This window comes from Streptomyces sp. ADI95-16 (assembly GCF_003721495.1).
Taxonomy (GTDB): Bacteria; Actinomycetota; Actinomycetes; order Streptomycetales; family Streptomycetaceae; genus Streptomyces; species Streptomyces goshikiensis.
The window spans coordinates 3,311,605-3,324,754 of record NZ_CP033581.1 but is presented as its reverse complement, the minus strand read 5'-3'; the positions used below and the strand labels follow the sequence as shown (position 1 = coordinate 3,324,754).

12 protein-coding genes and 1 tRNA gene are annotated in these 13,150 nt (G+C 71.7%); 7 read left to right on the top strand and 6 right to left on the bottom strand.

The window, feature by feature from the left end; translation table 11 throughout:
* Both EES41_RS14600 and EES41_RS42965 read left to right on the top strand, forming a co-directional pair.
* A protein-coding gene (locus tag EES41_RS14600) for an IS5 family transposase (RefSeq protein WP_254211240.1) occupies positions 1 to 809 on the top strand; the annotation gives its coding sequence in 2 pieces (ribosomal slippage) (positions 1 to 318 and positions 321 to 809; 807 coding nt in all).
* Positions 719 to 1,291, top strand: a complete 573-nt coding sequence (locus EES41_RS42965) for a S8 family serine peptidase (RefSeq protein ID WP_123078642.1) — start codon at positions 719 to 721, stop codon at positions 1,289 to 1,291. Before EES41_RS14600 ends, EES41_RS42965 begins: the two co-directional genes overlap by 91 nt.
* A 50-nt stretch (positions 1,292 to 1,341) precedes the next feature.
* Here EES41_RS42965 and EES41_RS14590 read toward each other — a convergent pair.
* Positions 1,342 to 1,413, bottom strand: a tRNA-Cys gene (locus EES41_RS14590).
* A gap of 168 nt (positions 1,414 to 1,581) precedes the next feature.
* On the opposite strand from EES41_RS14590, the gene EES41_RS14585 reads away from it, so the two are divergent.
* From EES41_RS14585 to EES41_RS14565, 4 genes are all read left to right on the top strand, one after another.
* Positions 1,582 to 3,054, top strand: a complete 1,473-nt coding sequence (locus EES41_RS14585; RefSeq protein WP_123078640.1) for an MFS transporter — start codon at positions 1,582 to 1,584, stop codon at positions 3,052 to 3,054.
* 643 nt (positions 3,055 to 3,697) lie between these two features.
* A complete protein-coding gene (locus EES41_RS14575) occupies positions 3,698 to 5,482 on the top strand; it encodes a DEAD/DEAH box helicase (protein ID WP_073778378.1) in 1,785 nt (594 codons plus the stop codon).
* Positions 5,483 to 5,817: 335 nt separating this feature from the next.
* Positions 5,818 to 6,459 carry an IclR family transcriptional regulator gene (locus EES41_RS14570; RefSeq protein WP_008742627.1) on the top strand — a complete coding sequence of 214 codons (642 nt, stop codon included), beginning with the start codon at positions 5,818 to 5,820 and terminating at the stop codon, positions 6,457 to 6,459.
* Positions 6,460 to 6,596: 137 nt separating this feature from the next.
* Positions 6,597 to 7,394, top strand: a complete 798-nt coding sequence (locus EES41_RS14565; protein ID WP_123078638.1) for a S16 family serine protease — start codon at positions 6,597 to 6,599, stop codon at positions 7,392 to 7,394.
* Here the strand turns inward: EES41_RS14565 and EES41_RS14560 are convergent.
* The 4 genes from EES41_RS14560 to EES41_RS14545 form a co-directional block, all read right to left on the bottom strand.
* Positions 7,324 to 8,646, bottom strand: a complete 1,323-nt coding sequence (locus EES41_RS14560) for an MFS transporter (protein ID WP_123078636.1) — start codon at positions 8,644 to 8,646, stop codon at positions 7,324 to 7,326. The two genes, EES41_RS14565 and EES41_RS14560, sit on opposite strands and share 71 nt — an antisense overlap.
* Positions 8,643 to 8,897 (bottom strand): hypothetical protein, encoded by a 255-nt coding sequence (locus EES41_RS14555; protein ID WP_123078634.1) that lies wholly within the window; start codon positions 8,895 to 8,897, stop codon positions 8,643 to 8,645. The genes EES41_RS14560 and EES41_RS14555 overlap by 4 nt, the downstream gene beginning before the upstream one ends.
* Before the next feature lie 67 nt (positions 8,898 to 8,964).
* A complete protein-coding gene (locus EES41_RS14550; RefSeq protein ID WP_123078632.1) occupies positions 8,965 to 9,570 on the bottom strand; it encodes a transcriptional regulator in 606 nt (201 codons plus the stop codon).
* A gap of 106 nt (positions 9,571 to 9,676) precedes the next feature.
* Positions 9,677 to 10,147 carry an Lrp/AsnC family transcriptional regulator gene (locus tag EES41_RS14545; RefSeq protein ID WP_008742622.1) on the bottom strand — a complete coding sequence of 157 codons (471 nt, stop codon included), beginning with the start codon at positions 10,145 to 10,147 and terminating at the stop codon, positions 9,677 to 9,679.
* A gap of 135 nt (positions 10,148 to 10,282) precedes the next feature.
* On the opposite strand from EES41_RS14545, the gene hppD reads away from it, so the two are divergent.
* Positions 10,283 to 11,437 carry a 4-hydroxyphenylpyruvate dioxygenase gene (hppD, locus tag EES41_RS14540; RefSeq protein ID WP_037794236.1) on the top strand — a complete coding sequence of 385 codons (1,155 nt, stop codon included), beginning with the start codon at positions 10,283 to 10,285 and terminating at the stop codon, positions 11,435 to 11,437.
* A 98-nt stretch (positions 11,438 to 11,535) separates the two neighbouring features.
* Here the strand turns inward: hppD and EES41_RS14535 are convergent, their stop codons facing one another.
* Positions 11,536 to 13,092 (bottom strand): tetratricopeptide repeat protein, encoded by a 1,557-nt coding sequence (locus EES41_RS14535; protein ID WP_254211444.1) that lies wholly within the window; start codon positions 13,090 to 13,092, stop codon positions 11,536 to 11,538.
* Positions 13,093 to 13,150 lie beyond the last annotated feature (58 nt).

Below are 13,150 nucleotides of genomic sequence, written 5' to 3'. Positions count from 1 at the left end.
GTGAGTACTCGGCCGTGGATCGTGGACGACGACTTGTGGGCACTGATCGAGCCGCTGCTGCCACCCTGGCCGACGAAGTCACCAGGGCCGCGACCGGTAGCTGACCGGCTGTGCCTGCAAGGCATCCTGTACGTCCTCTGCAACGACATCGCGTGGCAACTCCTGCCCCCTGAGCTGGGGTTCGGGTCCGGACAGACCTGCTGGCGGAGACTGGAGCGTTGGCAGCAGGCAGGGGTCTTCGACCAGCTGCACCGAATCCTGCTCGCCGAACTGAACGCGGCCGGCCGCCTCGACTGGTCCAGGGCCTGCGTGGACGGCTCCCACATCCGGGCGAAAAAGGGGGCGCCGACACCGGCCCGTCGCCGGTCGACCGGCGGAAGACAGGCAGCAAACACCATCTGATCTGCGACGGACGCGGTACCCCGCTCAAAGTCATCACGACCGCGGCGAACGTCAACGACGTCACCCAGACCCTCGCCCTGGTCGACGGCATCCCACCGGTGGCGGGCCGGCCAGGCCGGCCCCGCCGACGTCCCGAGGCTTTGCTCGGGGACAAGGGCTACGACTCCAACCCCAACCGCGATGAGCTGCTCAAACGCCGGATTCTGCCGGTCATCTCCCGCAAGGGATCCCCGAACATCAAGGGCATGGGCAAGCTCCGCTACGTCGTGGAGCAGACCTTCGCCCTGCTCCACCAGTTCAAACGAATCGCCGTCCGATGGGAACGCCGCACCGAGCTCCACGACGCGTTCGTCTCCCTTGCCTGCAGCCTTATCTGCTGGCGACGCCTCAACAAGCCCGAATCATGATCGTGTTACGAGCTCTTATGACCTCTTGTATCGGTGGATCGACGCTTTGCAATACCCATGGCACCAGTTCTGCTAGTGCGCTTGCCTCCGCCTCGGCGGCCCTGCTGTGGTCGGCTCATCCTGACTGGACCAACAATCAGGTGCTGCGGGTGCTGTTGAACACGGCTGGCAAGCCCAAGGACGGCGCGAAGCGGAACGATTACATCGGCTACGGCGTCGTGCGGCCTCGGGTCGCGGTGCCGAACCCTGGGGATCCCGGGCCGGCGAATGAGTTTCCGCTTCCGGATCTGACGGCCGTCGAGGCGTCGGCAGCGGCCGACGTAAAGGCTCCGGAGTCCGGGAAGCCCGTTGCCGTGCCTCAGGCCGAGGAGGCCGAGGAGGGTGTGGGCGGCCGGCTCTTTTGGGTTGCCTTGGGGCTTGGGGTCTGTGTGGTGGTGGGCGGGGCCGTTGGTACGGTCGTTCGGCGGCGGCGGGGTGCGTGACAAGGCGAAGGCCGCCCAGGGGTAGCGCCTCCCCTGAGCGGCCCGCCGCGAAGCCGTGACCGGAATCGAACCGGCGTAACTCGCTTTGCAGGCGAGTCCCTCAACCACTCGGGCACACGGCTGTGTGGTGATGTGTAAGACCGTACGAGGGGCCGTGCGGGTGGGGAAGAGGGGCGCGGGCCCCGCAATGCGACTGCCATGCGGCGTTCACAGACCTAGGGCTGAGGGCCGAGTCCGGATCCGCCTAAATGACAGGGTCACGCGCGGGGTACGCACCTTACGCTGGGGCGATGAGTGCCCTTGAGCCGCGCGTGCCCCAGAGAACCGCAGCGGAGCCCGTTCCGGCTCCGGCCGACGCCCCGTCCGGGGGCGGGGTGCTGGGAGCCGCGTACCGGACGCTCAGCATCGGGATCATCTCCGTCGTCTTCCTGATCGCCTTCGAGGCCACGGCCGTGGGTACCGCCATGCCCGTCGCCGCGCGGGAGCTGGAGGGGATCGGGCTCTACGCCTTCGCCTTCTCCGCCTACTTCACGACGAGCCTGTTCGGCATGGTCCTGTCGGGCCAGTGGGCCGACAGGCAGGGGCCGCTGCGGCCGTTGACCGTCGGGATCGGGGCCTTCGCCGCCGGACTGGTGTGTTCCGGGACCGCCGGCGTCATGTGGGTGTTCGTGCTCGGCCGGGCCGTGCAGGGGTTCGGCGGCGGGCTCGTCATCGTCGCCCTGTACGTCGTCGTGAGCCGGGCCTACGAGGAGCGGCTGCGCCCCGCGATCATGGCGGCCTTCGCCGCGGGCTGGGTCGTCCCCTCGATCGTGGGGCCGCTGGCCTCCGGGACGGTCACCGAGCACCTCGGCTGGCGGTGGGTGTTCCTCGGGATTCCCGCGCTCGTGGTGGTGCCGGTGGTGGTGGCGTTGCCGGCGATACGGCGGAGCGCGTCCGGGCCGGTCGATCCGGACGCCCCGGCCGAGGCGTTCGACCGGCGGCGGATCCGGCTGGCGCTCGCGATCTCGGTCGGCGCGGGGCTGCTCCAGTACGCGGCGCAGGACCTGCGGTGGCTGTCCCTGCTGCCGGGTGTCGTGGGCGCGGCGCTGCTGGTGCCCGCCGCGCTGGGGCTGCTGCCGCGCGGGACGTACCGGGCGCGGCGCGGGCTGCCGTCGGTGGTGCTGCTGAGGGGGGTCGCGGCGGGGTCGTTCATCGCGGCGGAGAGTTTCGTACCGCTGATGCTGGTCACCCAGCGGGGGCTGAGCCCGACGCTGGCGGGGTTCTCGCTGGCGCTGGGCGGGGTGACGTGGGCGCTGGGGTCGTGGATCCAGTCCAAGGGGCGGATGGAGCCGTACCGCGGGCGGCTGATGGTGCTGGGCATGCTCATGGTCGCGGCGGCGATCGCGGGGGCGCCGGCGGTACTGATCGAATCGGTGCCGGTGTGGACGCTGGCGCTGGCCTGGGGGGTCGGGTGCCTGGGGATGGGCCTGGTGATCGGGTCCACGAGCGTGCTGCTGATGCAGTTGTCCGCGCCGGAGGAGGCGGGGGCCAATTCCGCCGCGCTGCAGATTTCGGACGCGCTGGCCAATGTGGTGCTGCTGGCGGGGGGCGGAGCGGCGTTCGCGGCGTTGGGGGGCGGGGCGGTGGGTGCGGCGCACGCCTTCGACGGCGGGGGCGGGGCTTCGCACCCCGGGGCGTTCGTGGTGGTGTTCCTGCCGATGGCCTGCGTGGCGTTGGTGGGGGCGTGGGTGGCGACGCGGCTGCACGGGGAGTCGGAGGGCTGAGGGGGAGTCGCCGCGGGGCTGCCGTCTGGCTCTGGGTTCCGCCCTTGGCCTCGCCGGCCTTGGTCCCGCGCCTTGAGCGCCAGCCGGGCCGGGAGGGGATGGGCCGGGTGCTGGGTCGCCCGGTGCGGCGCCGTTGCCGGGGGCCAGCCCCCGGACCCCCGCGCCTCAAACGCCGGCGGGGCTGAGGTTGCCGCCGGGCGGGGTCGGCTCCCGGGTTGTAGTGGGCGGGGCCGGGATTGCGCCGGGTAGGGCTGGGAGCGGGGCTGGAGTCGTCCAGTGCGTTGCTTGGGCCGGGTCGGCCCCCGGGCTGTAGCCGGCGGGCCCGGGGGAGTTCGGGACGTCGGCGCACGGGAGCGCCACGGACCTTCCCCTCGTCGAGGGCGACAAGCGCACCGCCTGGCTCGCCGTGAACGGCGTGGATCTCGGGGGAGTTGATCAGGCGGCGGCGTACGAGCTGGTCATCGACGTGGCGTCCGGAGCCGAGGGGGACGTCGCGCGGATCGCCGCGCGGTTGCGGCGGATGTGACCCTCGCCGCACCCGCCGAGGTCACGGGCCTGTCCCTCCGCGAGGGGCCGGCCCGCACCGGTAAGGTGGCCCGGTTGTCCTACGTACGACCGCCGCCGAGAGCCCGAACCGGAGACCGTGACTACTACCGCCTCCCACCACCTCTCACCCGCCTTCCCCGGCCGCGCGCCCTGGGGTACCGCCAGCAAGCTCCGTGCCTGGCAGCAGGGTGCGCTGGACCGGTACCTGGAGACCCAGCCGCGCGATTTCCTCGCCGTCGCGACGCCCGGAGCCGGGAAGACCACCTTCGCGCTCACCCTCGCGTCCTGGCTGCTGCACCACCACGTCGTCCAGCAGGTGACGGTCGTCGCGCCGACCGAGCACCTCAAGAAGCAGTGGGCGGAAGCCGCCGCCCGGATAGGCATCCGGCTGGACCCGGAGTACTCCGCCGGTCCGCTGAGCAAGGAGTACCACGGGGTCGCCGTCACCTACGCCGGCGTGGGCGTGCGGCCGATGCTGCACCGCAACCGCTGCGAGCAGCGCAAGACCCTGGTCATCCTCGACGAGATCCACCACGCCGGTGACTCGAAGTCCTGGGGCGAGGCCTGCCTGGAGGCCTTCGACCCGGCCACCCGCCGCCTCGCGCTGACCGGTACGCCCTTCCGGTCCGACACCAACCCCATCCCCTTCGTCGCGTACGAGGAGGGGAACGACGGGATCCGGCGGTCCTCCGCCGACTACACCTACGGGTACGGGAACGCCCTCGGCGACGGCGTCGTCCGGCCCGTGATCTTCCTGTCCTACAGCGGCAACATGCGCTGGCGCACCAAGGCGGGCGACGAGATCGCCGCCCGGCTCGGCGAGCCCATGACCAAGGACGCCATCTCGCAGGCCTGGCGCACGGCGCTCGACGCGCGCGGCGACTGGATGCCGAACGTGCTGCGCGCCGCCGACCAGCGGCTGACCGAGGTCCGCAAGGGCATCCCGGACGCGGGCGGGCTCGTCATCGCCTCCGACCAGGACTCGGCGCGCGCGTACGCGAAGCTGATCAGGGAGATCACCGGGACGAAGCCGACCCTGGTGCTCTCCGACGACACCGGGGCCTCGAAGAACATCGACACCTTCAGCGCGAACGACGACCGCTGGATGGTCGCGGTCCGCATGGTGTCCGAGGGCGTCGACGTCCCGCGGCTCGCGGTGGGCGTTTATGCCACCACCATTTCCACGCCTTTGTTCTTTGCGCAGGCTGTCGGGCGATTTGTGCGTTCCCGCAGGCGCGGCGAGACGGCATCGGTGTTTCTTCCGACCATTCCGTATCTCCTCGGTTTCGCCAATGAGATGGAAGTCGAGCGCGACCACGTCCTCGACAAGCCGAAGAAGCAGGGCGAGGAAGACCCGTACGCCGAGTCCGAGAAGGAAATGGACGAGGCGAACAAGCAGGAGGACGAGGACACCGGCGAGGACGAGCAGATGTCCTTCGAGGCGCTGGAGTCCGACGCCGTCTTCGACCGGGTGCTCTACGACGGCGCCGAGTTCGGCATGCAGGCGCACCCCGGCAGCGAGGAGGAGCAGGACTACCTCGGCATTCCCGGGCTGCTGGAGCCGGACCAGGTGCAGATGCTGCTCCAGAAGCGGCAGTCGCGGCAGATCGCGCACAGCCGCCGCAAGCCGGACGAGCAGGCGGACCTGCTGGAGCTGCCGGCCGACCGGCGGCCGGTGGTTTCGCACAAGGAGCTGCTGGAGCTGCGGAAGTCGCTGAACACCATGGTGGGCGCGTACGTCCACCAGAGCGGCAAGCCGCACGGCGTCATCCACACCGAGCTGCGCCGCGTGTGCGGCGGGCCACCGAGCGCGGAGGCGACGGCCGGGCAGCTTCGGGAGCGCATCAAGAAGGTGCAGGAGTGGGCCACGCGAATGCGGTGACGCTCCGTTTTATACAGGTATGACGGCGGGGTCCGTGCGGAGGTTCGCACGGACCCCGCCGTCATGTCCGCGGAATCGGAGGTCACGAATTGACGCCGCTTCCGAAGGAAAAACGGCATAAACCGCCAGTACGCGCCCGGATTCTGGACGAGCTCTTCCGCTGAGCGGACCCGCTCGCTAATGTCCCCGCATCGAACGCTCCGTGGCAGCGCCGCCGCGGGAGCGCAGCCGGTGCCATGGCCGCTACCGGCGGCCTCTCCGTGCGTTGCCGACGGACCGGCGACGCTCCACCCCGTGAGAGTCACCGCCGCCCACCGAAAAGAGGGAGAGGCGTCGTGACCGCGGAAACCTCCCAGACTCTCGACAGAGGGCTGAGAGTCCTCAAGCTGCTCGCCGACACCGACCACGGTCTGACCGTCACAGAGCTCTCCAACCGCCTCGGTGTGAACCGCACGGTGGTCTACCGCCTCCTCGCCACGCTGGAACAGCACGCCCTGGTCCGCCGCGACCTCGGCGGCCGGGCGCGCGTCGGCCTCGGCGTGCTGCGACTGGGCCGCCAGGTCCACCCGCTGGTGCGCGAGGCGGCCCTGCCCGCGCTGCGGTCGCTCGCCGAGGACATAGGGGCCACCGCCCACCTGACCCTCGTCGACGGCACCGAGGCCCTCGCCGTAGCCGTGGTCGAGCCGACCTGGACCGACTACCACGTGGCCTACCGGGCAGGGTTCCGCCACCCGCTCGACCGCGGGGCGGCCGGCCGGGCCATCCTGGCGGCCCGTCAGGGCACCCTGATCGAACCCGGGTACACGCTGACCCACGGGGAGCTGGAAGCGGGCGCCAGCGGCGCCGCGGCCCCCCTGGTGGGCATCACCGGGCTGGAGGGCAGCGTCGGCGTGGTCATGCTGGCCGACGCCGTGCCGGAGCGGGTCGGCCCCCGGGTCGTCGACGCCGCCCGCGAGGTGGCCGACGCCCTGCGCTGACGACATGCGCTGACGACATGCGCCGGCGGCCTGCGCCGGCGTCGTGTCGAAGCCGCGGACGCGGGTGGTGGGCGGTCCACCACCCGGTTCGGCCGTGCGCGCGGAAGGCGCGAACCCCGGCCCGATAGATTGGCCGGGTGCTCTCTCGCCTCACACGTCTGCCGCGTCCCGCCGCCCTGGCCCTCTGCGCCCTGCCGGCCGTCGGGCTGTTCGTCGCGGTCGCCTTCGCGCCGCTGCCGTTCGTGATCGCCCAGCCAGGGCTCACGGCCGACGTCCTGGGCTCCCGCGACGGCAAGCCCGTCATCACCGTCACCGGCGCCCCCACCCGGGCGACCAAGGGCGAGCTGCGGATGACCACCATCCAGGCGACCGGCCCGTCCACCACGGTGACGCTGCCCGAACTCCTCGACCACTGGTTCGACACCACCCGGGCGGTCATGCCCCGGGAGGCCGTCTACCCCTCGGGCGGAAGCGACAAGGAGATCGAGGAGCACAACCTGGAGGAAATGGCGGCGTCCCAGTCGGATGCCGCCCAGGCCGCCCTCGGGTACCTCCACAAGGACCCCAAGGACGTGAAGGTCGACCTCAACCTCGCCGACGTCGGCGGTCCGAGCGCCGGGCTCCTCTTCTCCCTCGGCATCGTCGACAAGCTCGACGGCGACGGCAGCGGCGGCGAGCTCACCGGCGGCCGCAGCATCGCCGGTACGGGGACCATCAACGCCGACGGCGAGGTCGGCGCGGTCGGCGGCGTGGCCCTGAAGACGCAGGCCGCGCGGCGCGACGGGGCCCGCGTGTTCCTCGTACCGAAGGCCGAGTGCTCGGACGCCCTCTCCGAGCTCCCCGAGGGCCTCCAACTGGTCCCCGTCACTTCGCTGACGGATGCCGTGGACGCGCTGCGGGCGCTGAACCGGGGGGAGAAGGTTCCCTCCTGCTGAACGTCGCGGCAGGCTCCGGCGGGCTGCCTGTCGACGGGGTCAGGTCGCGCCAGGCCGGGAACACCACCGGGGCGAGCGTGGTCAGCAGGTAGGCGCCGCCGAACAGCAGCAGCGCCCGGGCCGTCCCGAACCCGTCGACCAGCAGCCCGGCGGCGAGACCGCCGAGCGGCATCGTCAGCTCGCACCCCGCCGTGGTCACCCCCGAGACGCGGCTGCGCAGCTCCTCCGGCACCTTCTCGTACATCAGCGTGGTCAGGATCGGGTTGAGCATGCCCGCGCCCAGGCCCGCCAGGGCCATGGTCACGGCGAGCGGCAGGGTGGTGTCGGTGAGGGCGGCGACCACGTAGCGGGTGGACCCGGAGGCGAGGAAGGCCGCCGCGAACACCGCTCTACGGGGGAACCGCTCGCCCCACGCCCCGTACAGCAGCGCGCCGAGCAGCGCGAAGCCGCCGAACAGGGAGACCAGCAGGCCGAGCGCGGTGGCCCCGCCGAGGGCCTCGCGGCCGTGCACGGGCAGCAGCACCGAGGACCAGCCCTGGTCGAGGCCGTTGGTCATCATCACCATCAGGGTGATGCCCATCAGCAGCCGCGAGCGGGTCAGGAAGGCCCAGCCCTCGGCCAGTTCGGCCCGGTAGCCCGCCAACGTGACCTTCCCGGAGGCGCGTTGCGGCTCGGCGGCCGGTATGCCGCGCAGGAACGCGGTGACCAGCAGCGCCGACACCGCGAAGGTGGCCGCGTCGAGCAGCAGGACGGTCTCGGCCCCGAACGCCGCGATCAGTACGCCGGCCACCGCGGCCCCGAGCATCCGGGCCCCGCGCGAGACCGCGTCGTAGAGGCTCGCCGCCCGGGTGACGGTGGTGCCGGCGTGTTCGGCGAGGCTGGGCAGCAGGACGTAGCGGGCGGTCAGTCCCGGGGTGTGCACGAGGCCACCGACGGCCATCAGCGCGCACAGCATCCAGAACTCCAGCAGGCCCGCGTAGTGCAGCAGCGGGATCGCGCCGACCGACACGGCGCAGACGAGGTCGGAGACGGCGGAGACCCGGCGGCGGCCGATCCGGTCGATGACGGGGCCGCCGACGAGCGCGGCGACGACGACGGGCAGGGTGGCGCAGAAGGCGACGATCCCGGCCCGGCCGGCGCTGCCCGTGGTCTGGAGCACGAACCACGGGACGCCGATCAGGGTGAGCGAACTACCCGCTATGGAGACGGTGTTGGCGGCCAGCACGGCCGCGAAGGGCCGGCGGCCGCTCATGCGGGGCGGTGGACGCCGCTGTGGGCGGGCCGCATCAGCCGTATCCCGGCGCTGACGAGTGCCTCGCCGAGCCGGTTGCGCAGGGCGGCCAGCACGGGCAGCGCGGCCCGTACGGGCAGTGCGGGCGGCGCGGGGGTGGTCGGGGTGGCGGCGCCCCGGGCGAGGCGCCAGGCGGCCGCCTCGGCGGTCAGCTCGGCGTTGCGGGCGGCGTGGGTCGAGGCGTGGATCTCGGCGTGGGCGAAGGCGTTCATGGCAGGACGACTCCTTCTGGCGAGCGGTGAAGGGGAAACGCGGGAACGGGGCGAGTGGGGGCGGCGGTCAGTCCCCGCTGTGGCGCGGGAAGGAGTGCGTGTGGATGCGGACCGTCTCCGCGCCCTCGCCCGCGGGCAGGTCGCGGTAGCTGTTGACCAACTCGTGCATCTTGTGGACGAGTTCGTGGGTCTGGGTGGGGGTCAGGCGCAGGGTGAAGTCGCTGAGGTCCGAGGCGGCGCGCCATTCCTGGGGCCAGGTGTGGGCGTTGCCGAGCCAGGTGTTCATCTCCTGCCCGTGGATCGTCATGATCTCGTGCAGGAAGGCCTCGGCGGCGCCGCGCGTCTCCGGGTCGGTGGCGTATATCAGGGACTCGTCGAACTGCGTGCCGTCGTGGGCGGCCTTCCACCACCGCTCGCGGCCCTTGCCATGCCCGGGCGCGTCCTCGACGAACCCGTGCGCGGCGAGCTGGCGCAGGTGGTAGCTGGTCGCCCCGCTGGACTCCCCGAACTGCTCGGCAAGCCGCGAGGCCGTGGCGGGGCCGTCATGGCGCAGGGCGGCCAGCATGCGGATGCGCAGCGGGTGGGCGAGGCCGCGCAGGGAGTGGGCGTCGAGCGTGCGGACCTGGAGTTCCGCTTCGACCGGGGTTTCCGGGGCTTCCGGCTCTTCGGGCATGCCTCAACCCTAGAGTTGCAAAGACTCCTGTGCAAGAGTTTCTTTGCAACGTCTTCTTTGGAACGTCTTCTTTGGGAAGCGTGTGGAGCCTCGCGCACCCCGCGGGTCAGTCGTCCTCCGCCGCCTGTTCCACCAGCGGGATGATCCGCAGCGGTACCGGGTTCTCCATCACGATCGCCGTGGACGCCCGCACGATGCCCTCGAAGCCGACCACCTTGTCGATCACCCGCTGGAGATCGGCGTTGGAGCGCGCCACCAGCCGGCACAGCATGTCCCCGTGCCCCGTGGTGGTGTGCAGCTCCAGCACCTCCGGTACGCCGTCCAGGTGCGCCCGTACGTCCGCGCCCTGCCCCTGCTTGATCTCCAGCGTGGCGAACGCGGTGACCGGGTACCCGAGCGCCGTCGGGTCCACCTGCGGGCCGAAGCCGCGGATCACCCCCGTGGCCTGGAGCCGGTCCAGGCGCGCCTGGACGGTGCCGCGGGCCACGCCGAGCCGGCGCGACGCCTCCAGGACCCCGATCCGGGGCTCGCGGGCCAGCAGGACGATGAGCCGCCCGTCGAGTTCGTCGATGCCCATTGATTCCTCCGAGGGGGGTGCGACGGGTGGTCATACTGCACAGATGCTTCAGTAATCCTCCGGGCTGACTGGGCATTTTGTACAGGCAAAGAGGAAACTATTGCGCAGCTTGTGGATCGGCGGGACTCTGCGCTCATGACTGAGTCTTTGGTGAACATCGAGACCACCCCGCACACCGCGCGTGAGGCAGACCCCTTCCCGGTGAAGGGCATGGACGCGGTCGTCTTCGCCGTGGGCAACGCCAAGCAGGCCGCGCACTACTACTCCACCGCCTTCGGCATGAAGCTCGTCGCCTACTCCGGACCGGAGAACGGCGTCCGCGAGACGGCCAGCTACGTCCTGACCAACGGCGCCGCGCGCTTCGTCCTCACCTCGGTGATCAAGCCGACGACGGACCACGGCCGCTTCCTCGCCGAGCACGTCGCCGATCACGGTGACGGCGTCATCGACCTCGCCATCGAGGTCCCGGACGCGCGGGCGGCGTACGCCTACGCCGTCGAGCAGGGCGCGCGCGGGCTGGAAGAGCCGCACGAGGTGAAGGACGAGCACGGCACCGTCGTACTGGCCGCCATCGCGACCTACGGCCAGACCCGCCACACGCTCGTCGAGCGCGTCGACTACACCGGGCCGTACCTGCCGGGCTACGTCGCCGCCGCCCCGATCGTCGAGCCGCCGGCCAAGCGGACGTTCCAGGCCATCGACCACTGCGTGGGCAACGTCGAGCTGGGCCGGATGAACGAGTGGGTCGCGTTCTACAACAAGGTCATGGGCTTCACGAACATGAAGGAGTTCGTGGGCGACGACATCGCGACCGAGTACTCGGCGCTGATGTCGAAGGTGGTCGCGGACGGCACCCTGAAGGTGAAGTTCCCGATCAACGAGCCGGCGATCGCGAAGAAGAAGTCGCAGATCGACGAGTACCTGGAGTTCTACGGCGGCGCCGGCGTCCAGCACATCGCGCTCGCGACCAACGACATCGTGGCCACGGTACGGGCGATGCGGGCGGCGGGCGTGAAGTTCCTGGACACCCCGGACTCGTACTACGACACGCTCGGCGAGTGGGTCGGCGACACGCGCGTGCCGGTCGAGACGCTGCGCGAGCTGAAGATCCTCGCCGACCGCGACGAGGACGGCTACCTGCTGCAGATCTTCACGAAGCCGGTGCAGGACAAGCCGACGGTCTTCTTCGAGATGATCGAGCGGCACGGCTCGATGGGCTTCGGCAAGGGCAACTTCAAGGCCCTGTTCGAGGCCATCGAGCGCGAGCAGGAGAAGCGGGGCAACCTCTAGGTTCCGGCTCCCGGTCCCCGTCGGCGCGCCGCCGCCGGGGACCGGCCCCGGCGGCCCCGGCCCTCCTGCCCTCCGGTCCGCGCAGGGCTACGGGCCGGTCAGTCCGCCGACGGGGACGGGGACGGGGACGGCTCCGCCTTCTCGCCCGTCTCCGCCTTTTCTCCCGTCTCCGCCTTCTCGCCCGGCTTCGGTTTCGGGTTCGGCTTCGGGAGTTCCGGTTCGACCCACGGAGTGCGCGGCTGCATGTTCTCCGGGCCGCCCGGCGCCGGCCGGCCGACCGCCGCCAGGGCCTCCTTCGCCAACGGCGCCCGCACCGGCGAGAACACCGGATTCGTCCGCATCGCCTCCTGGAGGTGCCGCCGCGCCCCCGCCTCGTCGCCCAGGCCCCGCTCGATGATCGCCCGGTGGTACGAGAACTCCGCGTTCCGCATCCCCGCGTCCGTCGCCTTCTTCGCGTACTCCAGCGCCGACGCGTTATCGCCGTTGCGGTGCAGCGCCCACCCCAGCGCATCCGCGACCTGCACGTTCTTGTGCCGCGCCCACTCCGTCGACAGCCGCCGCACCGCGGCCGCCGGGTCCGCGTGGTCCGCCTCGAACAGCCCGAGCACCACCTCCTCGTTGACCCCGTCCGCCGCGCCCCGCGCCGCCAGCGTCCTGAGCACGTCGTACGGCGCGCGCGCCTCGTCCGCCCGCCCCAGCGACTCCAGCAGCTCGCCCAGCTCCAGCTCCAGCCGCGGCACCGGCGCCCGTCCCAGCGCCATCCGGTAGTCCCGTACGGCCTCCCCGCCGCGCCCCAGCGCCGCCAGCGCCCGCGCCCGGCCGCCCAGCGCCTCCGGCCGGCCCGGATCCGTCCGCAGCGCGCCCTCGTACAGACCCAGCGCCTCGGCGGTCTCGCCGCGCTCCCAGGACAGCTCCCCGAGCCGGAACAGGACGTACGCCTTCTCCGTCGGACTCTTCGCCGCGCCGCCCGCGTGCTCCATCGCCAGCACCGCGTCCTCGCGCCAGCCCCGGTCCCGGTAGACCTGCGAGGCCCTGATCCGCGCCGCCAGCCCCGAGTGCAGCTGCTCCAGCCGCTCCAGCGCCTTCTGCGCGGCCTTGTAGTCGCCGAGCCCCGAGTACGCGTCCACCAGCACCGGGTACGCCGTCCAGCGCCGCGGCGCCTGCGCCCGTACCAGCTCGCCCCACTTCTTCGCGGTCCCGAAGTCCCCCCGGGCGTTGGCCAGCGTGCCCATGCCCGTCATCGCGTCGAAATTGCCCTTCTCCGCGGGCAGGGCGTCCAACGACCGTTTCAGGGCCTTCTCCGCCTTCGGGAACCACCGGGAATCGGCCGTCCGGCGCGCCTGTTCCAAGTACGCGGACCCCAGCACGGCCCACGACGCCCCGTCGTCCGGATGCGCCGCGACCCACTTCTCCCGGTCCGCGACCAGTGCCGTCAGATCCACCGCGGCCGCCGGCGCGCCCATCCCGACCGCAGCCGCGGCCCGTTCGCTGGGCGCCGGAGGGCGCGCGTCGTCGCCCGCGCGGACCGGCCGGATCACCAGTGCTCCCGCGATCAGGACCACCGCGACGGCGGCCGCCACGAGCGTCTTGCGGCCGGTGAAGGTCACCGGCGGAGCCGACTGCGATTCCTCGTCGATACGGTCGAAACGGTGCATGGGGTCACTGTGCGTCAATATGACTAGCTCGCCGGGGTGTCCGAAGAGGGTCGCGGGC